Raw genomic sequence first — 23,693 nt, forward strand, 5'->3', positions numbered from 1 at the left:
AAATCACTGTGGAAATTTTCAAAGAGTTCACCTTCGAATCCGCCCACCGCCTGCCCCACGTCCCGGACGGCCACAAGTGCGGACGCCTGCACGGTCACTCGTTCAAAGTGGCGATTCACCTGAGCGGCGACCTCGACCCGCACACCGGCTGGATCCGCGACTTCTCCGAGATCAAGGCGATTTTCAAGCCGTTGTACGAGCGTCTGGACCACAACTACCTGAACGACATTCCGGGCCTCGAGAACCCGACCAGCGAAGTGCTGGCCAAATTCATCTGGAATGAATTGAAGCCCCTGCTGCCGGAACTCAGCGCCATCCGCATCCATGAGACCTGCACCAGCGGTTGCATCTATCGCGGCGAATGAATTCCGTGACACAAAAAACCACCGAGACCGGTGGTTTTTTTACGCCTATGCTTTTTGGTTCGAAACCGCCAAGAGGACAGCCCCATGACGGACTGGCTGCTGGATCAGGTCTTTGAATTCAACGGGCGACTGATACGCCACGGGGTGCGCGGCGACGGCCCGCCACTGGTGTTCGTGCACGGCACACCCTTCTCTTCTTACGTGTGGCACCGCATCGCGCCGCATTTTTTTTCCAGCCATCGGGTGCATTACTTCGACCTGTTGGGCTACGGACAGTCCGAGCAACCGGACGCCGATGTCTCCCTCGGCGTGCAGAACGAATTGCTGGCGCAACTGCTGGATCACTGGGGCCTGCAGCGCCCGGACGTGGTTGCCCACGACTTCGGCGGCGCCACCGCCCTGCGCGCGCATCTGCTCAATGGCAAGGATTACCGCAGCCTGACCCTGATCGACCCGGTTGCACTGACACCCTGGGGCTCGCCGTTCGTGCAGCACGTGCGCCAGCATGAAACGGCGTTCAGCGGTCTGCCCGATTACATTCAGCGCGCCATTGTCCCGACCTACATTCGCGGAGCCATTCACCGGGAGATCCCCGATGATGAACTGGCGCCCTATGTGCAGCCGTGGCTCGGCGATCCGGGGCAAGCGGCGTTCTACCGGCAGATCGCGCAGATGGACCCGCGTTACACGCTGGAAGCGCAGCCGCTGTACTCGACGATCCGCTGCCCGGTGCAGATTCTCTGGGGCGAAGAGGATCAGTGGATTCCCGTTGAGCGCGGACGCGAGTTGCACCACATGATCCCGGGATCACAGTTTCACCCGATCCCGAATGCCGGGCATCTGGTGCAGGAGGATGCGCCGGAAGCCATTGTTGCCGCCCTGCTGCGTTTTCTCTGACCCGAAAATAATCTGTGGGAACCAGCCTGATGGCTCCCGCATTGTGCTTCAGCGGAGACCGGCGCACCGCTTTCGCGCCAAATCAGCCACCTCGTCTATACATAACCCCGTCAATCCGAGACTGGCACGACCGCTGCAACTTCCTCGCGTCCTCCCTTTTCCAGCAAGGAATGCCTCCCATGACGCAGAACGATCCCGGCAACGATTACCCCCTCAGCGAAGTCCCCATGCACGCGCGTAAAGGCCTGGCCTCGACAGCCATGGTGCTGCTGGGCTTCACGTTCTTCACCGCGACCATGTTTGCCGGCGGCAAGCTTGGCGTGGCGTTCGACTTTGGCGAGATGATGGCGGTGATCATCATCGGCAATCTGCTGCTGGGCCTGTACGCCGCCGCACTGGGTTACATCGCCTTCAAGAGCGGGCTGAACTCGGTGCTGATGGGGCGCTTCTGTTTCGGCGAAGTGGGCAGCAAGCTCAGCGACCTGATACTCGGGTTCACCCAGATCGGCTGGTACGCCTGGGGTACTGCGACGGCCGCGGTGGTGCTCGGCAAATATTTCGCCCTGGACGACGACACGGTGCTCGGACTCATGGTGCTGTTCGGCCTGGTGTTCTGTGCCACGGCGTATGTCGGTTATCGCGGACTGGAGATTCTTTCGTACATCGCGGTGCCGGCCATGATGTTGCTGCTGATGCTGTCGATGTGGGTGGCCACGGTGAAGGTCGGCGGCCTTGATGGTTTGCTGGCCGTCGTACCGACCGGTTCACTGGACTGGTCCACCGCCATCACCCTGGTATTCGGCACCTTCGTCAGCGGCGCGACCCAGGCCACCAACTGGACGCGTTTCTCGCGCTCGGCGCCGGTAGCGGTGCTGGCCAGCCTGATCGGCTTTTTCATCGGCAACGGTCTGATGGTGCTGATCGGCGCCTATGGTGCCATCGTCTATCAACAGCCAGACGTGGTCGAAGTATTGCTGCTGCAAGGTTTCGCCATGGCCGCAATGGCCATGCTGCTACTGAATATCTGGAGCACCCAGGACAACACCATCTATAACTTCGCCGTCGCCGGCTGCAACCTGTTGCGCACCGGACGCCGCAAGACCGTGACCCTGGCCGGTGCGGTGATCGGCACGCTGCTCGCGCTGTTGGGCATGTATGACATGCTGGTGCCTTATCTGATCCTGCTCGGCACCGTGATTCCACCGATTGGCGGGGTCATCATGGCCGACTTTTTCTTCCGCTGGCGCGGTCACTATCCGCGCCTGGCCGACGCACGGCTGCCGGCCTTCAACTGGCCGGGGCTCGGGGCTTACGCCGTCGGCACCCTCGCGGCGTTTCACTCGCCCTGGATCGCGCCGCTGGTGGGGATCGCCGCTGCCGCGCTAACGTATGTCATCGTCACAAGCCTGCTTGGCGCCCGTCGCGCCAGCGCGCCACTACAAGACCTATAAGAAGGATTCGCCCGATGCACATCATCAACGCCCGACTGCGCAACCAGGAAGGTCTGCACGAACTGAACCTGGAAGACGGCCTGATCCGCAGCATCGCCCGCCAGACCGAAGCGCCGACACTGGGTCCGGACGACCTCGACGCGGGCGGCAATCTGGTGGTGCCGCCCTTCGTCGAACCACACATTCACCTCGACGCCACCCTGACCGCCGGCGAGCCGCGCTGGAACATGAGCGGCACGTTGTTCGAAGGCATCGAATGCTGGGGCGAGCGCAAGGTCACCATCACCCGGGAAGACACCAAAACCCGGGCAAAGAAAACCATTCAGGCGCTGGCCGCACACGGCATCCAGCACGTGCGCACGCACGTCGACGTCACCGACCCGCAACTCACCGCGCTCAAGGCCATGCTTGAAGTGCGCGAAGAAAGCCGGCACCTGATCGACCTGCAAATCGTCGCCTTCCCCCAGGAAGGCATCGAGTCGTTCCGCAATGGCCGTGAGCTGATGGAAGAGGCGATCCACATGGGCGCCGATGTAGTCGGCGGGATTCCGCATTTTGAATACACCCGCGATCAGGGCGTCAGCTCGGTGAAGTTTTTGATGGACCTGGCCGAACGCACCGGTTGTCTGGTGGACGTGCACTGCGACGAAACCGACGATCCGCATTCACGCTTCCTTGAGGTGCTGGCCGAAGAGGCTCGCAGCCGCGACATGGGCGCACTCGTGACCGCCAGTCACACCACGGCGATGGGCTCCTACGACAACGCCTACTGCGCCAAACTGTTCCGCCTGCTCGGGCATTCGGGGATCAGTTTTGTCTCCTGCCCGACGGAAAGCATTCACCTGCAGGGCCGCTTCGACACCTTTCCGAAACGCCGGGGCGTGACCCGCGTGAACGAATTGCTCGACGCCGGCATGAACGTCTGTTTCGGCCAGGACTCGATCGTCGACCCGTGGTATCCGCTGGGCAACGGCAACATTCTGCGGGTGCTCGAAGCCGGGCTGCACATTTGCCACATGCTCGGTTACCGCAACCTGCAGAACGCCCTGGATCTGGTCACCGACAACAGCGCCAGGGCCATGCACCTGGGCGAACGATACGGTCTTGAACCGGGCCGCCCGGCCAACCTGCTGATCCTGTCGGCAGACAGCGATTACGAAGTGATCCGCAGCCAGGGCCTGCCGCTGTATTCGATCCGCGGCGGCAAGGTGTTGATGAAGCGACAGATGCCGGTGGTGGAGTTCGTCTAAGGTGTAGAGGTCGGCGTCGCAACGGCGCCGACCTCTCCCGATGGACGCTCTGTCATGCCGTAGTTCGCGCGTAGTTGCTCCGCTGCCATCCTCATTGATGCACGAGGACGCGACATGCACCCGAAAACCGCTTCTGATCCCATGGCCACGCTGTACCGCGAAGGCCGCCATACGTTTGTCGATCTGGTGCCCGATGGCGGGGCTCGACTCGATACCTTGTTTCACACCGCTCCTGCATTGGGTGAACTGGCTGTTGGCGTGGTGTACGGACATTTGCATGCGCGCCCCGGTCTGGACCCGCGATTGCGCGAGGCGGTGTCATTTGCCGCCGTTGTCGCGTCGGGCATGGTCGGACCACCGCTCAGCGTGCACCTCAAGACCGGGCTCGCATCAGGCCTCGCGCCCGGGGAAATGACTGAAGTGCTGCTGCAAGCTTCGGCCTTTGCCGGTTTTCCGCGAGCCGTCAGCGCGGCGGAGCAGCTCAATCATTTGTTTGTCGAAGCGGGCCTTGTCTCACCGCCACCCGCCACCCCAAGAGAAATCTCTTTGAAATTTTGCACTGCAATTCGCGAGGGGCACTCACCGATCCCCGTCAGTGCGGCGGTGAAACGACAGCTGCGCGATGCTGACCGGCTGGCGATGCAGGCCTGCACGGCACGCGCGGTGATCGTCGAATGTTTCAAGGATGCGCAGACCACTCCGCAGGCACTGCTGCATCTGACGGTGGATGCCGAGGCCGTGGTCGCCGTGACACTGTTCAAGGCTCATTGAGCCGAAAACTCTCACGGTTATGGTTCAGGGCGGCGTTATCGCAAAACGATAGCGCCGCCCTGTCAGATCTGACAGGCGACAACCACTGTCAACCGGTTCACAGTAAGCCCCAAGGGATCCATCGTGCCCGGGGGGACGATCATGAAAGGGACTTCACTTTTTCGACTGATTTTCGCTATCTGCCTTGCCATCGCCACGACCTTTGCATTGGCCGGCGTGCGAAACGGCAACGGTGAAGAAGTCCTGCTGCAAGGCTTCCACTGGAACTCCAGCCGTAATCCTGTGCCTTGGTACTCGGTGCTTGCACAGCTGGCAGCAACCATCGGCAACGACGGCTTTACGTTGATCTGGATGCCGCCGCCCTGGACCGACGCCTCACAGTGGAACACCCCCACGGCAGCCGGCGGTGGAGAAGGTTATTTCTGGAACAGCTTCGACAAGAACAGCCGTTACGGCAGTGACCAACAACTCAAACAAACGGTGCTGGCGCTCAACAACGCTGGCGTGAAAGTCGTCTTCGACGTGGTGCCCAATCACATGAGCGATAAAGCGGTCTATTCAATGTTTCCGAAAGGAACCAACGAATGGCGGCAAGACTGCGTGCAATGCGATGAAGGTGACGCGTTCATGGATGGCGCCGCGGACCTGAACACGGCCAACCTTAAGGTTTTCGAGGCGTTCAAAAACGAATTCATCAATCTGCGTGACAACTACGGCGCCCAAGGGCTGCGCTTTGACTTCGTCCGTGGTTATGCGCCGGAAACGGTGGATCGCTGGATGAACGCCTTTGGCAACCAACAATTCTGCGTCGGTGAAAACTGGAAAGCCCCCAACGAATACCCGCAGGACGACTGGCGACACAATGCAAGCTGGCAAGATGTGCTCAAGGACTGGTCGGATCGCTCGCACTGCACAGTATTCGATTTTGCCCTCAAGGAGCGAATGCAGAACGGCTCGCTCGCCGAGTGGCGCCACGGTTTGAATGGCAATCCGGATCCGGCCTGGCGCGCAATCTCTGTGACCTTCGTCGACAATCACGATACCGGTTATTCGCCAGGTGCTTACGCAGGCCAGCATCATTGGGCCCTGCCCGATCCACTGGTCAATATGGCGTACGCCTACATTCTCAGCAGTCCCGGCACACCCACGGTGTACTGGCCGCATATGTACGATTGGCAGAAGGATCGATTGATCCGGCAATTGATCGGACTGCGCAAGAGTGCCGGTATCCGCGCTGATTCGCCGATTCGCTTCAACACCGCTTATTCGGGTCTGGTCGCCACCACATCGGGAGCGCGCGGGACTTTGGTAATAGCGCTGAAATCCGATCTGCAGCAGTTACCGCAAGGCCTCGGCACGCCAGCCTTGAGCTGGGATAACGGCGATATCCGAATCTGGAGCACCCCTGTCGAACCGGCGACCGTTGCAGTCAACGTGCATTGTGACAACGCCAATCCGCAACCTGGCGAACGGGTCCTTGCAGCAGGCTCATCCCTGGAATTCGGAGCCTGGGATCCCCAGCATGCTTTGGCACTGACGCTTGCCAATGGCCGCTGGAACACTACGGTCAACCTGCCAGCTCAGCAGAACATCGAGTGGAAGTGCATCGTGCGGGGGCAAGCCCCGGATGCGGTGTATTGGCAGGCGGGGGCGAATAACTCATTCATCAGCGGGGCCGTAACCGACGCAGTCGGACGGTTCTGATCCAGTATTTCTATATTTACCCTGTGCGTATTGCCGTGCCGAACAGGTGCACCCGGATCAGCTCACCGTCACTTTCTTCCAGTAATACCGGTACCGTTCCACCCGGCATGACCACCTGTACTTCTCCCGCCGACACCCAGCCCGCCCGCCACGCCGCACTCGCCACCGCACTGGCACTGGTGCCGGAAGACGCCGTCGGGCCTTCACCACGCTCGAATACCCGCGCGACGATGCGTTGATCACCTGCGTGCCTGGCCCACTGCAGATTGACCCCGGCCGGGCACGGCTGGCCGGCGCCGACGGGCATGGCGAAAGCGATGGCGGTCAGGCTGTCTGCCAGCGGTGACTCAAGCATCTGCGCGTTGCTCGGCAATGCGGTTTCATCTTGCACCAGTGTCACACAATGGGGATTCCCGATACGCACGAACTGGCTGTGCGCCCACGCAGGATCGATTTGCGCCAATGGCCTTACGCGACTCACTTCCACGTTATCGAGCCGCACCGATTCAACGTCGATTGCACCAACAGCCGCCGGGCCGAATCCGGGTTGCCCGAGGTCCAGCCAGAAACCTTGCACGCCTGCGATATCAGCCGGGTTGACGGAAACGGGCACTGGCGACGGCGCATCCTGTTTGTCGTGATGCACCTGCAACGATGCACCCTGCTCCGGCATCAGCCCTTGCTCAAGCAGTGTCTGAGAGAAAATCGTCAAGCCGTTGCCGCTGCGCTCGGCCAGCGTACCGTCGGTGTTGAGAATCAGCAGATCGAAGGGTGGCGAGGATTGGAACGGACCGATCAGCAAACCATCGCTGCGGTGGGCCTTGCTGCCGGCAGGTCGCTGACCGTCAGGCCAGTCACAACACAGGGCGATCGCGGCGCGGCTCCAGGCCTTCCGAGACATGGCACACTGCGCGGCATCGGTGGGCAGGTCGATGCCCGACTCCCGCAGCGCCCGGGGTGAGATCACCCCGTAGAGATTGCCCCGTGCATCGTAGAACTGCGTCATGAATCGCCTCTTGGTTTCAAGTTGCCAAAGGCCTCACTGTAAAACGTAATTCCCTGTGGGAGCGAGCTTGCTCGCGATGGCGGTGTATCAGTCAATGAAAGTCCGACTGACACGACGCTATCGCGAGCAAGCTCGCTCCCACGGGACAGCTGTGCAAGGATGTCCGCTGCTGAAACGTTTTTTGCCAAGGATTCCCATGACCAGCCTCACGCCCAAAGACACCTTAGTCCCCGGACGTCTGCAACAGATGTCCACGCGCATCGCCTTCTTCATCGCCGGGCTCGGCATCGCCGCCTGGGCGCCGCTGGTGCCTTATGCCAAGGCGCGGGCCGGGCTCGATGAAGGGACGCTCGGCCTGTTGCTGCTGTGTCTGGGTGTCGGTTCGATTCTGGCAATGCCGCTGGCGGGAGTTCTGGCCACGCGATTCGGCTGCCGGCGAGTGGCCACTGGCGGGACGCTGTTGATCTGTGCGGCGTTGCCATTGCTGGCGACGGTGTCGTCGATTCCGGCGTTGATCGCCACGTTGTTCATGTTCGGCGCCGGACTCGGCACGGTGGACTCCACGGTGAACCTGCAAGCGGTGATTGTCGAGCGGGCCAGCGGCAAGAACATGATGTCGGGGTTTCACGGTCTGTTCAGCCTCGGCGGGATCGTCGGGGCGGCGGGTGTCAGCGGCCTGCTCGGTCTCGGGCTGACGCCTTTGGCGGCGATGCTGGTAGTGGTCGCGGTGCTGATCGCGGCCCTGTTCAAGGCTGTGCCGCACATGTTGCCTTACGGCAGCGAAAGCTCGGGGCCGGCGTTCGCGGTGCCTCACGGGATCGTGCTGTTCATCGGCGGCATGTGCTTCATCGTGTTCCTCACCGAAGGCGCGGCGCTGGACTGGAGCGCGGTGTTTCTGGCCGAGGAACGCGGGATCGATACCGCGTATGCAGGCCTGGGTTACGCGGCGTTCGCACTGACGATGACGGCGGGTCGGTTGACCGGTGACCGGATCGTTCGCGCACTCGGTGCGACCCGGATCATTCTGTTCGGCGGTCTGCTGGCGGCGACGGGATTGTTTCTGGCGACATTCGCGCCGGGCTGGGAAGCCGCGCTGCTGGGTTATGCACTGGTCGGCGCCGGGTGTTCGAACATCGTGCCGGTGCTGTACACGGCGGTGGGCAAACAGACAGTGATGCCGGAAAGCATCGCGGTGCCGGCGATCACCACGCTGGGTTACGCGGGGATTCTGGCGGGGCCGGCGGTGATCGGGTTTGTCGCCCATGCCAGCAGCCTGAGTTTCGCCTTCGGGTTGATGGCGACGCTGCTGGTGGCGGTGGCGATAGGCGGCAAAGCCCTCAAGGTCTGAGCAGACAGGCTTGAGACAAAGATCGATTTACGAGAGGTCCACTGTCAGATCTGACAGTGGACGGGCGTAGTACCGCGTCGCAGCATGGGGTCTGCCCACCGCGTGCCGGACCTGTCATGAAATCGAACTTCGGATATGGAATTCTGGTGTCTCTGTTGCTCTGTTTGAGCAACATTACTCTGGCCTCTTCCTTGACCGATCTGGGTGAAGGCTCGGCAAATTTTTCGTCCGAACAGGTCCTGAACAATGACCATGGGCAATACCGGCATTGGTTGTCGATCGGACGGGTTCTCATGAATGGAAGTCAATGCACTGGCAGCCTGATCGATACCCACGGCACCCGCACGAAACGGGACGGCCCGGCCTATGTATTGACCGCCGGTCACTGTGTCGACAGTAACGCCGATCGCTTTACCCTGAACGCTCCTGCCTCCGGCGAAGTGATTTTCAACTATTTCAAGGATACACAGTCCCGCCAACTGGCCTATCCGATCACCCGGATTGTCTGGGGTACACGACGCGGTGGCGACATCGCCATCGTCGAGCTCGATCGATCATTGAAACAGCTGATGGATGACGGAATCATGCCCCTTGAACTGGCACGACAGCCCGTCCCCATCGGTTCCGACGTATTGATCGTCGGTGCTCCTTTCTCCGGTTTCATGATGCGTGTCGCCTGCAAGCAAGGGGCGTCTGCCGACGTTTTTGAAGCAGGGTTCGCCTGGTTTGATCAACTGAGCAATCGCTGCGAGGGAGTGCGCAGTGGTGTTTCGGGATCTCCATTACTGACTCGCTACAGCAACGAAATCCTTGGTGTGATCGGCACCACCACGCGTACGGGCGGACACACGCGATGCGCCCCGGACAGCCCCTGCGAAATCACGAACGGCATACCGCGAAAATCACAGGGTACCAATTACGCGACGTCCGCTGTTCGACTCGCTCACTGCTTCAGGGCGGGCCGCTTTGCCCCGCAAGACACCCATTGTCCACTCGGTCCATCCAGCGACTTTGGGCCACGGCACGATGAAAACTACGTGAGAGTGGCACGTGACAAGCGGGGAAACTTCACTCGGATACAGTGGAAACAGACCTTCACTCTGGATCAGCCGTTTCACCGGATCAAATACACCCGAACGCTGTCTGACTGCGCGAACAGCGAAGGTTATGGGCCAGCCCGGCCAACTCACGCCAACGACACAGACACCTCAATCTACACGTTGCGTGCAGGTCCCGGCTTTTACTTTCTGTGCGTCGTCGGACAACGACACAAGCACGTCTCGCGGAATCGATGGGCGGTTCGCAATGCCAGAGTCTATTGGCGCTGGGCACAGATGGGGCCGATAAACAGCGCTCCGCTCTACAGGCTGTTTGAAAGCATCGAAAACACTTTCATCATTACTCCGATCGACGTCGCACCCGATCAGATTGAAGGCCCATATGACTATAAAGTAGTGCAATGGCAAGGTTCGGATTGCCGGGACCTCGAAGGCTATCAACGCCTCGATCCGGACCTGTGGTCATTCACCGTCTCCGTTGTTGATGGCCCGAGAAGGGTTTGCCTCCGGGGCCATGACATCACTGGAAATCCTTCACCTGCAGCGGATTTCCAGTTACCGGGCTCGGCCGACAGGCGGAACAGGTGAATTACAGGCGACTGACAGCCGCCTGCATGGCAGGTCAGAAACCGACGCTGGCCTGCACGAAGAACGTGCGCGGCGCGCCGACATACATGCCCGAGTTGTTGTCGCTGGAGCGGGTGAAGTACTGCTTGTCGAAAATGTTTTTCACCCCGGCGCCAAGCTTCAGGTTCGACAGCTGCGCACCGAAGTCATAACCGCCGCGCACGTTCCAGGTCATGTAGCCCGGGATGTCGCCATACTGCCCGTCCGCCGTGCCTTCGGTGATGTAGTTGTTGCTGAAGCTGCCGTCGGCATTCACGCCGGTGCCCGGCGAGCGCTGTTTGGACTGAGCGAAACCGTCGATGTTGTAGGTCCAGCGGTTGATGTCGTAACGCAGGCCGACGGTCGCCACCTGACGCGAGTAGAACGGCAGGTCGCGGCCCTTGAAGCCGGGAATCTCGCCTTCATAGGTGGCGCGGGTGTAGGTGAAACCGGCGTTGGCGGTCAGGCCGTCGAGGCGCGGATCGAGCGCCGCCAGGTCGTAGTGCACCGACGCCTCGATGCCCTGATGCCTGGTGGCGCCGAGGTTGGTCCAGCCCACGTCGTTGCTGATGTACTGCAGTTCGTCATCGAAGTCGATGTAGAACAGCGTCACTTCACCGCCCCACACGTCATCGTTGTAGCGGGTGCCGACCTCGTAGGTCTTGGCTTTCTCAGGCTCCAGACCATTGGCGGTCTGGTCACCCGCACCGCCCTGACCGAGTTGGAAATACTGCAGGCTGCCGAACGATGTTTCGTAGTTGGCGAACAGCTTCCACGCATCCGACAGGTGATACATCACGCTCAGCGCCGGCAGCGGCTCGTTGCTCTCGATGCTGCGGTTTTTCTCCGGTACGCGCTTGCCGGCGGTATCGAGCACGGCGCGGTCATGCCAGTCGGTGTTGATGTGCTCGAAGCGAATGCCCGGGGTGATGGTCCATTTGCCGACGTCGATCTTGTTGTCGACGTAGACCGAGTTGGCCTCGGTGCCACCGGTACGGTCCTGGAACACATGGCCGTCGGACGTCCTGGTGACCACCGGCTCATTGTTGACCAGCGCCAGACGGCTCGACTGCTCGTGCATCGCTTCTTTCAGATAGCGGTAACCGACGCTGACTTCCTGGGTGGTCGAGCCGACGTCGAACACACGAGACACTCGCGGTTCGATGCCCAACGTGTAGTAGGAACGCGGGTACGAGCTCAGGGTTTTCAGGTCGCGGGCGGCGATGGTGCTGCCGCGGAAGCTGTCGGTGTAATAGGTCAGCACTTCGGCCTGGGTGCGTTCGTCGATCTGGCGGATCCACTTGAACGATACATCCTTGCGGCGGCCGCTGAAGTTGTCGTAGTCGCGCACGGAGTCGTACGGTTTGTCGTCGTACTGCTTCTGCGTCAGGCCGCCGGGCATGTCGGCGCTGGCATCGTAGTAATGGAAGTTGAGGCTGAAATCGTCCTGATCGGTCGGCGCCCAATGGGTCTTGAGCAGCACATCGTCGATGTCGTTGCCATTGTTGCGTTCGCGGTAACCGTTGCCGTTCACCCCGGAATACAACAGCGCCACGCCCATGCCGTTGTCGGCGGTGCCACCGAGGAATGCCGTGTCGATGTGTTTCCAGCCGCCGTAGCGGGTGGTTTCCAGGGTCGTGCCGATTTCACCGGTGGCCTTTTCCGGGATGGCACGAGTCACGAAGTTGATCACACCGCCGACGTTCTGTGGCCCATAGCGCACGGATCCTGCGCCGCGCACCACGTCAATGCTGTCGAGGTTGCCGGAGGAAATCGGTGCCATCGACAGCTGTGGCTGACCGTAGGGTGCGAACGCCGCCGGCACGCCGTCGATCAGCACCGTGGAGCGCGGCGACAGACGCGACGTCAGGCCACGCACGCCGACGTTCAGCGAAATATCGCTGCCGCCGGTACCGTTGGAATCCTGCACCTGCACACCCGGCACACGTTTGAGAACGTCACTGACGTTCATTGCGCCCTGCTCGACCATGGCTTCGCGGCGGATCACCGTGCGCGCGCCGGGGTGGTTCTGCACCACGGCGGCATCGGCGTCGCCGAGCCAGTCGCCGACCATCTTGATGTCGGTGACACCCAGCTCCAGCGGACCGTCGCTGGCCGCGGTCGGCGCTGGCGCCAGGGTCACAGAGCCTTCATTGATCTGATAATCCAGACCGCTGCCCTGCAGCAACCGGCGCAGCGCGTCTTCCGGCGAAAGATTGCCATCGACGGCCGGCGCCTGTTTGCCCGCCACCAGATCCGGGCTGAAAAACACCTGCAGCGAGGTTTGCTGGCCCAGTTCGCTCAGGGCCTGGCCCAGTGGCTGGGCGCGGATATGAATGGCATCGGCAGCAAAGGTCTGCGGCATCGCGGCGTTGACCGCCAGCGCAAGGGCCAGCGGCAGCCAGGGGGATTTTTTGTTGTTGGCAGAGGTGTTTTTCACGTCGTACGGGGTCCTGTGGATCGCATGAGTGTGCGGCCGTTAATGCAAACCAGTTGCAGTTGAACAGGAAGACGACGAACTCGAAAAAAACCTGAATGCTATTTTGAAATTATTTCCTGACTGCCGTCGGCGAGGGTTCGCACGGCTACCGGAAGGATATTCGGCAAGGCCTTGAGCAAGGCGTCGGTGTTATCGGATTTGAATACGCTGGTCAGGCGCAGACCGGCCACGGCCGGGTTGGCGACTGTCAGCGGTTTTTCGCGATAACGGGAAACCTCTGCGACGACTTCGCTGAGGCTGGCGTTGTTGAACACCAGTTTGCCGCTGCGCCACGCCGTCAGTTCCGCCGGATTGACCGCATAGGCGCGGGCCACCACGCCATTGGTATCGACATGGGTGCCGAGGCCCGCCGTCAGGTTGATGAATTCGTTGTCCGGCGCATGACGCCCCTGCACCCTGACCGTGCCCTGTTCCACGGCGACCCGGGTTTGCGTCACGTCGCGGCGCACATCGAAGCGGGTACCGGTGACCGTGACCTTGCCGCTGCCGGCCTCGACCACGAACGGACGCGAGGTGTCGTGTTCGACGCTGAACGTCGCCTCGCCTTCGGTCAATTCGATCAGTCGTCGATCCTTCTCGAAACGCACCTGCAAACGGCTGCGGCTGTTGAGGTCGATCATCGAGCCGTCCGGCAGCGCCACATGTCTGCGCTCGCCCGGCGCGGTGGCGAATTCGGCGGTGTAACCCACCGGGTGATTCAAGCCACTGAACAGGCCGAGCCCGAGCGCCACTGTGACCACGCAGGCCGCCACGGCATAACGCAACAACGGGCGACGTTCGCGCCGCGCTGGCGGCGTTTCGCACAGGGCCTTGAGACGCGGCGCCGGCAGCAGGTCCGCCGCCGTCCACAAGCCTTGCAGCAACTGGAACTCATCACGGTGATGCGGATGTTCGTTCAGCCAGGCCTCGAAATGGCGATATTGCTCGGCATCGACGGTCGGCTCCTGCAAACGCACAAACCAGCGTGCCGCGTCATCGCGCACCGTTGTTTGCCCGCACGCGCAATCACGAGTATCCATCATGGAATGTCCTGTCCGGCCGGGGATGAAAAGACGTCGCGGTTCATGATTGCGTCCCGTCCAGGCGATCACGCAGATGCCGCAGGGTGCGGATCATATACTTTTCCACCATGTTCCTGGACAGGCCCAGGCGTTCGGCGATTTCCGCCTGGGTCAGGCCCTCGATCTTCTGCCAGACGAAAACCCGCCGGCAGTTGAGCGGCAACTCGGTGAGCGCCCGCTCGATGGAGTCGGCCAGCTGGATCGCATGCATGTAGTGCTCCGGGTCACCGTTCGGCGCCTCACCGAGATCAATCGCCTGCGACTCCATGGCACCCCGCCGGTCCTCACGCCGATAACCGTCCACCGCGATGTTGCGCGCCGTCTGGTGCAGATACGCCCGTGGTTGCTGCACCGCCGAAGAATCGGATTCGAGCACCCGCACAAAGGTGTCGTGCGCCAGGTCCTCGGCCTGCGAGCGATTGCGCAGGCGCCGGGTCCAGGTGCCGATCAACTCTTCGTAATGCTCAAGAAAGCCGGGTCTGCGGGGCAGCATGGGGATCATTGCGGCGTGCTGAGGAAAGGGGCGTGAATAGTAATGCTTCCTATTAAGCCGAAGCAATGGATTCCTCGAACCGCCAACGGAGCAGCCCTCGCCACTTTACAAGTGCAGCGGATTTGGCACCGCGTGACGAAGGCAAGCCTCTCCCCTCACAGTCAGAAACGGCGTGGAACGGCGCGCTCACGACTCGAAGTGCATCTTCCGACACAGATACAACCCCACCAGCGGCAAAACGATGAACGTCACGCCCAACAGCACGATTTCGCTGCCGGAGAACGACGACACCACCGAGTTGACGGCGAACGCCAATGCCATTTGCGAACAGGAATACACGGCACCGGCAGCACCTCGCTTGTCGGTAAACGGCGTCATGGAGATCGCCGAGGCGCACAACACGATGAAGGTGTAACTGAAGAAGACCCCCGACACACTGACCAGAAACGATAAGGTGAACAGCATCGAAAGACTGTTCAGCATCAGCAGCGAAGCACCGCAGCCCAGCAGGATGAACAGTCCCAGATGGATGATTTTCATCATTCCATAGCGGCGGATCAGGCGCGGCAACATCGAGCGGCTCACCAGCAGGCCGGCACTGACCAGCGCCGTGATCCAGCCATAAAGCGTCGGCGAAAAGCCGAACTGATGTTGCAACACGAAGGGACTGGTCGCCGTGTACATCACAAAACAGGACATGCCGATGCCCGCCAGTGTGGCCGCGCAGACAAACGTGGGATTGCGCAGGACAAACCGGTAATTGGCGAAGACATCACGGATGACGATGCTTTTGTTGCGATGCACGTTGGTTTCCGGGCATTGCGCGGCGTACACCGTCCACATGCCGGCCAGCAGAATCGCCAGCGTGATGAAATTGGCCCGCCAGCCGAACCAGGTCTGGATGAAACTGCCGATGACCGGCCCCAGCACGATCGACAACCCGGTGAACAACGTGATGTAGGAACTGGTGATCGCATAGCGGTCACCGCGCACGATGTCCGAGAGCACGATCCTCGACAGCGCCAGACACACGCCGCTGCCCACTCCCTGAATGAAACGCGCGGCCAGAAACGGTCCGATCTCGTTGAGCGAAGCGCCGATCAGATTACCGGCAATGGCGATGACGAGCCCGGTCAGCACGACCGGCTTGCGCCCGTAAATGTCACTGAGGGGGCCATAGACCAGGGCGCTCAGGCCGACCCCGAACAGGAACACGGAAATCGACGATTGCATCAGCGCCTGGGTGGTGTGCATTGCCAGCATCATCTGCGGCAACGCCGAGAGATGGATGTCGGTGCCGAGCAACCCCACCAGCAGCAACAGGGTCACGATCGTCACGACCTTCAGTTCGGGCCGGGTCAGTTGAAAAGGTACGGTCGCAGTCATGGAAGACCTTCAAAACGATGGGAGTCAAAGGGGCACGCCGCGTGACAGGGGCGACGAATTCACGGTGCATTTCACGTATCGACGGTACGCAGCGAGAAGTTCGTCCGTCGCGTCGCGCTCGTAACACTCATGACTGAGAATGATCCCCGGTCGGCAGATGTCCGGAGTCTGTACGGCCCGCCACGCGCTCCACACGGCCAGAAAGCTGGTCAGTTGCGCCATGCCGGTCAGCCCGTTGGCCTCATCGAACGTGGAGACGATCCGGTGCGTTGCCTGCTCGCCGCAGGCCAGTTGCGCCACCACTTCGACGAAGCTGATGTCAGGGCGGTTGCGGGAAAGTCTGCCGTTGCGCACCAGAATGTCGTGCACCTGATCGCTGGCCGAAACGCTTGCCCCCGGCGGCACATGCTCATCCAGCAAACCGAGGTCAATCAGGTTGCGCACGCTGTCGAAGAACCCCGGCCAGCGTGCGGTCTGCTGCCTGATCGTCGCTACGGCGGCCACGCCGGGTGATTCGAGCAGGTAAGGCGACAGGCCGTCATGGTAGACGTCCAGCATTCCCACGCCTTCGACGAAACGGCTTTCCTTCATGTCGAACCGCAGGCAATACCCGAGACTGCCGTCGATCTTCACCAGCGCCTTGCGATTGAGCGCCGGCAAACGGTCACCGAACAGCAAGTCGTAGTTGAGCGGCGGTTGTGGCTGCTGCGGCACACCGCCGCAAACCGCACTCAGGCTAACGATCGTCCCGGCAGCCGAGTTCGAGGCGAGATCGTGCATGAGGATTTCCACCAGACCCGGTTCCAGTCCGAAACCGAAAAACAGCGTCACGTCACGCTCCAGCAGGCGTCGATGCAGCGCCTGATGCGCGGTGAAATCGTCATAGAGCGGCCGGCCGAGGCTGACGTACACCGGGCGTTTCCTGAACAGTGCGTCATTGCGTTCATCCGTGACAAAGGCAATGGTCGCCGGCCCGCTGAGGGCCAGCAGCACCACGTCCAGCTCCGCCGTGTCCAGATGGTCCATGACCTGCAGCGCCGGATGGGCCTGCTCGAGGTCACGCTTGAGCCTTGTCGCCTTGCGCTCGTCCAGGTCGTGGACGTACAGGCGGTCGAAACCCAGTTGCCCGATGTGCAATGCCAGCGGGTAGCCCAGATTGCCGCAGCCGATCAGTCCGATGTTCTTGCTCATGTCGGCGAGACCTTGTGTTTGAACGTGCTCAATGTGTGAGCGATGGCGTCGATGTCCAGCGCAGCGACCTCGAAGATCCGCACGGCCTGTCGGTCGGCGTGCCAACGGTCGCGTTCCGCACCCAGGCCTTCGAAGATCTGCGTCGCCAGCACCGGCATCGCCGGATAAAGGCAATACGCCAGGGATTGCCAGGCGTGCAGCATCAGCGCGACCCTGGTGCGCAACGCATTGCGGTCGTCGCGCCAGGCGTGGCTTTGCGTGGTGTAGTCAGCGATCACCTCAAGCAGATAAACGATCCTGCGCACCGCTGCGTGCGGCGCATGACTGGCGTAGTGTTCAAGGCAGTCGTCCATCGCCGCATTCAGTTCGCGGTAGAACGCCACGTCCTGCCGCAACCAGGGGCCGGCTTCGATGCAGCCTTCGGCAAAATGCCCGATCAGTTCGCGGCCATTGGCGAACACATCGGTCAACGACTGTACGAAACGCCCGGTGAATTCGTTGAAGGCTTCGCGGCGAAAATTGCTTTCGCTGGTCGGGCTGAGGATCTGACAGAGGTACAGACGCACCAGATCCGCCGGATACGCCTGCAAGAATTCGCGGGCCCAGATCGCATGGTTGGCGCCGGTGGAGAACTTCCGGCCGTCCAGCAGACTGAACTGGTTGATCACCGCGACAGGCAATTGTTGAGGGGCCACCCCGAGCACTTTCAGCACATACGGCAACAGGATCCCCGAACCACAGAGGTTGTCGACGCCGCAGAAAAACAGATGCCCGGTTGCCGACGGATAACGCGAAAGGCCGAAAAACGAGCGCAGGGCGCGCTCCATGACCACCGTCAGCACCTGCTCTCCCTTGACCGGCACGCCGCGCCCCCGCAAGGACGAAACCGGAATATCGCCCAGCGCACCCTCCTTGAGGTACTGCTGCAAACGGTCATAACAGATCCGGCTCGCCACGGTATTGTGGCTGTACATCTGGGCCGCGAGTTCGCCGACGACGGCTTGATCGAGCCGCAGGTACAGCCGCGCCACCGGCCGGCGCACGAGTTTCTCCCGGGTGACCGAATGAAACGGCTCGATCAGTTTGCATTCGTCCTGATACAACCCGCAGTTCTCGCACTCCATGCCGATGGTCGAAGCACGGCAGTGCGGGCACTGACCGGCCACATAGCTCTCACAGATGAATTGCCCGGACGCTTCGCTGTAGGGGTGCTCGACGATCCGCTCGGACAGATAACCGGACTCCAGCAACAGACCGAGGAAGCGCTCTTTGACCGCCGCGAAATCCGGCGAATCCGGCATGTGAGGCAGGAACGCGTCGTACTCGACCTGGAACGACTGAAGATCGTTGACGATGACGCTTTCACAACTCTCCACCAGCCCCGTGTAAGTCGTGCCACGGGCAATCGCGGTCTTGTCGATGTGATTGGTGTGACCGTAGGTGCCGCAGTACGCAAACGCATCGGTGCCGGTCAGTTCGCAGCAGCGCTTGAAAACGTCCGCCAGCAGATAGGCCCCCGATAAATGTCCGAGATGCAACGGACCGTTGGGCGTCGGAAATGCCGTCTCGATCAACAGATGACCGTCGCCGGGCATGGCAGCCTTTTCCCGGTCGGCGAGCGCCGCGTGATCGACGTGCCAATAGGACGTGAAACGCAATGCCTCACCGCCGCGGTTTTCCACGGTGTGAGCTTCAAAAGGCTGGAATTCGACATGATCTCCAGCGCGTATCGTGAATTGTCGACTGCCGGACGTCAGCACGCCTTCGCCACTCAGGACCTTCCAGCATTCGCTGTCATGGTGATTGTGGATGCGGGTGCTTTGCGACGGTGCCACGGTGATGTCCCGTGCGTTCATCTGCCCGGACGACACATCGAAGGACGCCGGGAAAGTGCGGGTGATCTTCATGGGGCCTGTCTCTCCGGTCAGGGGCGCGTGAGCATGGTTTCGTACAGCAGGCGCTCACTGCGCCGTACCTGTTCGTAGTCCCGGGCAATCTGCCCGGAGTCGGCACTGACCATGTACAGATGTCCCGGGCGGTCGTGGCCCAGGGCGCGGTCGGTCTTGTGCAAACGGTCGCCCTTCGCCACGCGAAACAGCACGCTGCGTACCGTCCCGATATCCAGCAGCAGGTTCAGGTCCGGCTCGCGCAGCACGTCTCCGGTCATATCGGAAGCCAGGTACACCTTTCTGGCCGCCTTGGTGTGCGGATTCGCTCCGTTGATCCGTGTGCGGAATGCCTGGGGATCCAGCATCGCGTCAGCCAGCAGCGAAAGCTGGGTGAGGCTGTGGGTGTCGTGCAACACCGAAAAATCGACATTGCCCGACAAGCGCGCAGCGACCTCGATCAGACACGGTCCCTCATCGGTCATGCGCATTTCGAAGTGGGCATTGCCGTAGCGAATCCCCAGCGCATCACAGACCCGACCGGCGTAATCGGCCAATGAACGATGCAGTTCAGTCGCCGGGCTGATCAGGTCCGCATAGCTGTCGTTCGACGGCGCTTCATCGTTCAGACGCACTTCTCCCCAGGCATCGCAGACGTAGTGATGCCCCTCCGAGGAGCAGGTGTTGACCAGATACTGCTTGCCCGACAGGTACTCCTGGGCCAGCACTTTGGTGTAGCGGGAGCTGAAGTCATCGAAGATGCTTTTGGCGCCGAGAATGCGATCGAAAGCGTCGGCAATCTGCGCCCGCGTGTTGCAGTAGTGCACACCATCAGTGTTGGCGCCGGCTTCGGGCTTGAGCACGATCTGGCCGCCAATGCGCTCATGGAAAGCGCAGATCTGTTCCAGATCGTCGCTGAGCAACTGCCGGGCCGACTTCAGCCCATGCTGGCGCAGCGTTTCATGCATCAGGTATTTACTGCGGCGGGTGATACTCGATGCGCCGTCATTGCGCGGCACATCAAACATGGCGGCGAGCTTGTCCGCCAGCAGCACACACGGCTCGCACCCGGCGATCACCGCCCTGACATGCCGCCCCTTCAGACGAGCAACAAAATCCGCCGCCTCGGCCTCGGACGCCAGCACATGATGTTCGGTGTAATCCTGTCGATTGAACGTCGGCTTGAGAATCGGATGCTCCATGGCGTCGGCCGTGCACACATGAATGCAACTGAAGCCGAGCCCCTTGAACAGCGGGGCAATGTGGCGACCGCTCGACAATCCACCGACGATGACGATGACATCCTTGTTGAATAATCGACTCACGATTCAATCCCTGTAGATGAATGAAGGAATAACCCTTGCGGCGACCCGGCAGCTTCAGCCGGTTTGAAGCGCTTCCCAATTGACGAAGGTGTCGGCACCCGGCGCCCGGCTGCGCGGCCGGTTGAGGATCCGGTCGATGACGATCTGCCCCCGCCACGCCGCCAGGCTCAGGTTGGGGTCGGCGAGACCACGCTGGCCGCGCGCGGCGTTGAGCATGAAGATCTGCCGGTCGGCCGGCCCCGACCAGATCGCAGCGAAGTCACGATCCACACGGATTTCCCCGCCCTCGCGTTCGAAGCGATGTTCGAGCGCGCCCAGGAACGGATGTCTGGCCGCACGAAAACCGGTGGCCCACAGCACGAGATCGGCTTCCAGCGTCTCCTGGTCGTTGCTGCCCTGATGCTGTGCGGCCAGTTTCCAGCCGTCCTGGTCTCGCCACACTTCACCCACGCTGCGCGAGGGCATCAGGCGCACGACCATCGGCGAGTGTTCGATGTAACGCAGGGTGTAGATGCGCTGATAAATGCTGCGCAGCGTGTGCCCGGAAATACCGTCGCTGGCCAATTCATTGCGTTTGAGAAAAGCCTCGCGATAGCTCGCATCCTGGCTATAGAAAAAATCCGAATGGGCGGGCGTGAACAGGTCGTTGGCGAACGGAGAATCATCGATGGGCGAAAAGTTTTCCCGTCGCGACACCCATGACACCTCGCTCGGCGCCTCCTCGCCGGTTCGCCGCAACAATTCGAGAACGACTTCCGCCCCCGACTGGCCACCCCCGACCACCACGACCCGACGCCCCCCCGCCCGACGCGGTTTATCGGCGAAACGGTAAATATGAAAGTTGGATTCATCGTCGACATGCGGCCGTGCGAACTCGGGCAAGTACGGTTCGATACCGACCCCGACGACGATGTTTTTGCACAATGTCTGGCGACGGGAAGTCTGGACAACGAAATGCTGGCCGTCGAAATCGACGGCTTCCACGCTTTCGCCAAAGTGCACGTTCTGATTGGAGTGCGCAGCCCACTTCAAGTAATCCGCAAACTCAAGACGGGAGATTTGCGCAAACTGCGCATTGAGAAATGGCAACAACCGACCGTGCTGATGCAGGTACGAGACAAACGAAAACGGATTGGTCGGCTCAGTCAGGGTGACCAGATCCTTGAACATCGAGACTTGCAGGCAGGCGTCCGGCAACATCATGCCGCTGTGCCAGGAAAACTCGGCTTTCTTCTCGAAGAAAATATTGCGAACTTCACGCCGTCCGTGCAGTTGCGCCGCGATACTGAGATTCGACGGCCCGCAGCCAATACCCACGCAATCGTAAATCTCGTTTTCCATGTCAGCATTCTCCATTGGCCCACTGCGTTATGCGTGTGGGAGCGTGCAACTGAAAAAGGGCGCGCCTGCACTTCCGGCCTATCGCCGGAACGAACCGCACCTGTTTCTTTTTTCACAGGAATATCGCGTCCGGCTCGATAGAGCCGGTCGCACTTGTCGAGTGGCGAATGATTAAAGCGAAACGGCGATCAGCCAGTGGTTTTCCAGCGCTCGCGCCCGATCATGCGGGCGCACCTCCCTGTTGTGGAAAGGCTGGAGAACCGAACGGAAATATCGAAGAGAAGAAATCATTTGAAATACACACGTCCTTGTGTCGTTAGGTTGGATATGCATTTCCACAAATTGGATCCAATATGGTTCACGTTTTCCAAACCGTCAAATGCCATTCATCGCCGATCTAAAAATCAAATTCGACGCTCCCCGTGCAGACGCTCTGAATGGCGAGAGTCTATGCAACGCAAAATTTCCCGGTATTCTCGATGCCCCGACTTCAAGGAGCCCAGTCATGAGTTCAATTCTCGAAAGCCTTCCAATGGGCCAAAAGGTAGGCATCGCCTTCTCCGGCGGCCTCGATACCAGCGCTGCGTTGCACTGGATGCGCCTCAAGGGCGCCGTGCCCTACGCCTATACGGCAGACATCGGCCAGCCCGACGAGGACGACTACCAGTCGATTCCACGTCGCGCCAAGGAGTACGGTGCAGAAGACGCACGCCTGATCGACTGCCGTGCGCAGCTGGTTGCCGAAGGCATCGCCGCCCTGCAGAGCGGCGCGTTCCACGTCCAGACGGCGGGCGCCACTTATTTCAACACCACGCCTTTGGGTCGCGCCGTGACGGGCACCATGCTCGTTGCCGCCATGAAAGAGGACGGGGTCAACATCTGGGGCGACGGCAGTACCTACAAGGGTAATGACATCGAACGGTTCTACCGCTACGGCCTGCTGGTGAACCCGGAGCTGAAGATCTATAAACCCTGGCTTGACGAGCAGTTCATCGACGAGCTGGGTGGCCGCGCCGAAATGTCCGCGTTCATGCACCAGGCCGGATTCGCCTACAAGATGTCCGCAGAAAAGGCCTACTCGACCGACTCCAACCTTCTGGGTGCGACCCATGAAGCCAAAGACCTCGAGCATCTCGACAGCGGTATCCAGATCGTCAACCCGATCATGGGTGTGGCGTTCTGGCGCGACGACGTGAAAATCGACAAGGAGCAGGTCTCGATCCGCTTTGAAGAAGGCCAGCCTGTCGCCCTCAATGACAAGACCTTTGCCAACGCCGTCGAGCTGATGCTGGAAGCCAACCGTATCGGTGGCCGCCACGGTCTGGGCATGAGCGATCAGATCGAAAACCGCATCATCGAGGCCAAGAGCCGCGGCATCTACGAGGCCCCCGGCCTGGCCCTGCTGCACATTGCCTACGAGCGTCTGGTCACCGGTATCCATAACGAAGACACCATGGACCAGTTCCGCGACAACGGTCGCCGTCTGGGCAAGTTCCTGTATCAGGGTCGCTGGTTCGATCCGCAGGCCATCATGCTTCGCGAGTCCGCCCAGCGCTGGGTCGCACGCGCCATTACCGGTGAAGTGACGCTGGAACTGCGCCGTGGCAATGACTACTCGATCCTCAACACGACGTCGCCGAACCTGACCTATCACCCGGAACGTCTGTCGATGGAAAAAGTGGCCTCGATGTTCTCGCCACGGGACCGCATCGGTCAGCTGACCATGCGCAACCTCGACATCGCCGACACCTCCGACAAGCTGCAGATATTCTCGAAGACCGGCGTGCTCTCGGCGGACAACGCGTCCGTGCTGGCAGACCTCAAGCGCAGCGAAGGCTGAGCCGGCTGACCGCAGCCGTGTCCTGATACGGACACGGCTGCGGCGTTCCGATCCCTTGCGGGAATACCTTTGAAATTCCTTCCGCCAAACGTGCCGGATCCGGACGTTATCGTGCAGGGCGCGGCCTCCCGGTTTCACCCGAGTGCGGAGCGCTTGCGTTCATCGACTTGACGGGAAACGGCAGGGGCTGCCGTTTAGAGCGGGGCATCCATCA

The 23,693-nt window shown here is 60.9% G+C and carries 18 protein-coding genes; 9 read left to right on the top strand and 9 right to left on the bottom strand.

Going from position 1 to position 23,693, the window contains the following annotated elements:
* Positions 1–8: 8 nt before the first annotated feature.
* From queD to NWV16_RS18430, 6 genes are all read left to right on the top strand, one after another.
* A complete protein-coding gene (gene queD, locus NWV16_RS18405; protein ID WP_007955941.1) occupies positions 9–365 on the top strand; it encodes a 6-carboxytetrahydropterin synthase QueD in 357 nt (118 codons plus the stop codon).
* Between the two features lie 84 nt (positions 366–449).
* Positions 450–1,262 carry an alpha/beta fold hydrolase gene (locus tag NWV16_RS18410; protein ID WP_260520215.1) on the top strand — a complete coding sequence of 271 codons (813 nt, stop codon included), beginning with the start codon at positions 450–452 and terminating at the stop codon, positions 1,260–1,262.
* Positions 1,263–1,441: 179 nt separating this feature from the next.
* Positions 1,442–2,713: a cytosine permease gene (gene codB, locus NWV16_RS18415; protein ID WP_260520216.1), complete on the top strand. Its 1,272-nt coding sequence runs from the start codon at positions 1,442–1,444 to the stop codon at positions 2,711–2,713.
* Between the two features lie 14 nt (positions 2,714–2,727).
* Positions 2,728–3,963 carry a cytosine deaminase gene (gene codA, locus NWV16_RS18420; protein ID WP_260520217.1) on the top strand — a complete coding sequence of 412 codons (1,236 nt, stop codon included), beginning with the start codon at positions 2,728–2,730 and terminating at the stop codon, positions 3,961–3,963.
* Between the two features lie 114 nt (positions 3,964–4,077).
* Positions 4,078–4,734: a carboxymuconolactone decarboxylase family protein gene (locus tag NWV16_RS18425; protein WP_260520218.1), complete on the top strand. Its 657-nt coding sequence runs from the start codon at positions 4,078–4,080 to the stop codon at positions 4,732–4,734.
* Positions 4,735–4,875: 141 nt separating this feature from the next.
* Positions 4,876–6,438, top strand: coding sequence for a glucan 1,4-alpha-maltotetraohydrolase domain-containing protein (locus NWV16_RS18430; RefSeq protein ID WP_260520219.1), 1,563 nt, complete (start codon positions 4,876–4,878; stop codon positions 6,436–6,438).
* A 16-nt stretch (positions 6,439–6,454) separates the two neighbouring features.
* Here NWV16_RS18430 and NWV16_RS18435 read toward each other — a convergent pair whose 3' ends face one another.
* On the bottom strand, positions 6,455–7,444 hold the full coding sequence (locus NWV16_RS18435) for a diaminopimelate epimerase (protein ID WP_260520220.1): 990 nt from the start codon (positions 7,442–7,444) through the stop codon (positions 6,455–6,457).
* Between the two features lie 196 nt (positions 7,445–7,640).
* On the opposite strand from NWV16_RS18435, the gene NWV16_RS18440 reads away from it, so the two are divergent.
* Positions 7,641–8,792 carry an MFS transporter gene (locus NWV16_RS18440; RefSeq protein ID WP_260520221.1) on the top strand — a complete coding sequence of 384 codons (1,152 nt, stop codon included), beginning with the start codon at positions 7,641–7,643 and terminating at the stop codon, positions 8,790–8,792.
* Positions 8,793–8,908: 116 nt separating this feature from the next.
* Entirely contained in the window at positions 8,909–10,438 is a 1,530-nt protein-coding gene (locus NWV16_RS18445) for a serine protease (RefSeq protein WP_260520222.1), read from the top strand.
* A 34-nt stretch (positions 10,439–10,472) separates the two neighbouring features.
* Here the strand turns inward: NWV16_RS18445 and NWV16_RS18450 are convergent, their stop codons facing one another.
* The 8 genes from NWV16_RS18450 to NWV16_RS18485 form a co-directional block, all read right to left on the bottom strand.
* Positions 10,473–12,896 (bottom strand): TonB-dependent receptor, encoded by a 2,424-nt coding sequence (locus NWV16_RS18450; RefSeq protein ID WP_260520223.1) that lies wholly within the window; start codon positions 12,894–12,896, stop codon positions 10,473–10,475.
* 98 nt (positions 12,897–12,994) lie between these two features.
* Entirely contained in the window at positions 12,995–13,978 is a 984-nt protein-coding gene (locus tag NWV16_RS18455; RefSeq protein ID WP_260520224.1) for a FecR family protein, read from the bottom strand.
* A 40-nt stretch (positions 13,979–14,018) separates the two neighbouring features.
* Positions 14,019–14,519: a sigma-70 family RNA polymerase sigma factor gene (locus NWV16_RS18460; RefSeq protein ID WP_260520225.1), complete on the bottom strand. Its 501-nt coding sequence runs from the start codon at positions 14,517–14,519 to the stop codon at positions 14,019–14,021.
* A 177-nt stretch (positions 14,520–14,696) separates the two neighbouring features.
* Positions 14,697–15,896, bottom strand: coding sequence for a multidrug effflux MFS transporter (locus tag NWV16_RS18465; protein WP_065259411.1), 1,200 nt, complete (start codon positions 15,894–15,896; stop codon positions 14,697–14,699).
* A gap of 24 nt (positions 15,897–15,920) precedes the next feature.
* Positions 15,921–17,087 carry a saccharopine dehydrogenase C-terminal domain-containing protein gene (locus NWV16_RS18470; protein WP_260520226.1) on the bottom strand — a complete coding sequence of 389 codons (1,167 nt, stop codon included), beginning with the start codon at positions 17,085–17,087 and terminating at the stop codon, positions 15,921–15,923.
* A complete protein-coding gene (locus NWV16_RS18475) occupies positions 17,084–18,994 on the bottom strand; it encodes a class I tRNA ligase family protein (RefSeq protein WP_260520227.1) in 1,911 nt (636 codons plus the stop codon). The genes NWV16_RS18470 and NWV16_RS18475 overlap by 4 nt, the downstream gene beginning before the upstream one ends.
* A gap of 17 nt (positions 18,995–19,011) precedes the next feature.
* Entirely contained in the window at positions 19,012–20,298 is a 1,287-nt protein-coding gene (locus NWV16_RS18480; protein WP_260520228.1) for an ATP-grasp domain-containing protein, read from the bottom strand.
* A 54-nt stretch (positions 20,299–20,352) separates the two neighbouring features.
* Positions 20,353–21,639 carry a lysine N(6)-hydroxylase/L-ornithine N(5)-oxygenase family protein gene (locus tag NWV16_RS18485; RefSeq protein ID WP_260520229.1) on the bottom strand — a complete coding sequence of 429 codons (1,287 nt, stop codon included), beginning with the start codon at positions 21,637–21,639 and terminating at the stop codon, positions 20,353–20,355.
* A 505-nt stretch (positions 21,640–22,144) separates the two neighbouring features.
* Here NWV16_RS18485 and argG point away from each other — a divergent pair.
* Positions 22,145–23,479 carry an argininosuccinate synthase gene (argG, locus tag NWV16_RS18490; protein WP_260520230.1) on the top strand — a complete coding sequence of 445 codons (1,335 nt, stop codon included), beginning with the start codon at positions 22,145–22,147 and terminating at the stop codon, positions 23,477–23,479.
* Positions 23,480–23,693: the final 214 nt, after the last annotated feature.

This window comes from Pseudomonas sp. BW7P1, from assembly GCF_024981055.1.
Classification (GTDB): domain Bacteria; phylum Pseudomonadota; class Gammaproteobacteria; order Pseudomonadales; family Pseudomonadaceae; genus Aquipseudomonas; species Aquipseudomonas bananamidigenes.

What these genes read in the sequence shown, in the direction of transcription:
- NWV16_RS18410 (WP_260520215.1), top strand. Translation starts at nt 450, where the DNA reads ATGACGGACTGGCTGCTGGATCAGGTCTTTGAATTCAACGGGCGACTG.
- codB (WP_260520216.1), top strand. Translation starts at nt 1,442, where the DNA reads ATGACGCAGAACGATCCCGGCAACGATTACCCCCTCAGCGAAGTCCCC.
- codA (WP_260520217.1), top strand. Translation starts at nt 2,728, where the DNA reads ATGCACATCATCAACGCCCGACTGCGCAACCAGGAAGGTCTGCACGAA.
- NWV16_RS18425 (WP_260520218.1), top strand. Translation starts at nt 4,078, where the DNA reads ATGCACCCGAAAACCGCTTCTGATCCCATGGCCACGCTGTACCGCGAA.
- NWV16_RS18430 (WP_260520219.1), top strand. Translation starts at nt 4,876, where the DNA reads ATGAAAGGGACTTCACTTTTTCGACTGATTTTCGCTATCTGCCTTGCC.
- NWV16_RS18435 (WP_260520220.1), bottom strand. Translation starts at nt 7,444, where the DNA reads ATGACGCAGTTCTACGATGCACGGGGCAATCTCTACGGGGTGATCTCA.
- NWV16_RS18440 (WP_260520221.1), top strand. Translation starts at nt 7,641, where the DNA reads ATGACCAGCCTCACGCCCAAAGACACCTTAGTCCCCGGACGTCTGCAA.
- NWV16_RS18445 (WP_260520222.1), top strand. Translation starts at nt 8,909, where the DNA reads ATGAAATCGAACTTCGGATATGGAATTCTGGTGTCTCTGTTGCTCTGT.
- NWV16_RS18455 (WP_260520224.1), bottom strand. Translation starts at nt 13,978, where the DNA reads ATGATGGATACTCGTGATTGCGCGTGCGGGCAAACAACGGTGCGCGAT.
- NWV16_RS18460 (WP_260520225.1), bottom strand. Translation starts at nt 14,519, where the DNA reads ATGATCCCCATGCTGCCCCGCAGACCCGGCTTTCTTGAGCATTACGAA.
- NWV16_RS18465 (WP_065259411.1), bottom strand. Translation starts at nt 15,896, where the DNA reads ATGACTGCGACCGTACCTTTTCAACTGACCCGGCCCGAACTGAAGGTC.
- NWV16_RS18470 (WP_260520226.1), bottom strand. Translation starts at nt 17,087, where the DNA reads ATGAGCAAGAACATCGGACTGATCGGCTGCGGCAATCTGGGCTACCCG.
- NWV16_RS18475 (WP_260520227.1), bottom strand. Translation starts at nt 18,994, where the DNA reads ATGAAGATCACCCGCACTTTCCCGGCGTCCTTCGATGTGTCGTCCGGG.
- NWV16_RS18485 (WP_260520229.1), bottom strand. Translation starts at nt 21,639, where the DNA reads ATGGAAAACGAGATTTACGATTGCGTGGGTATTGGCTGCGGGCCGTCG.
- argG (WP_260520230.1), top strand. Translation starts at nt 22,145, where the DNA reads ATGAGTTCAATTCTCGAAAGCCTTCCAATGGGCCAAAAGGTAGGCATC.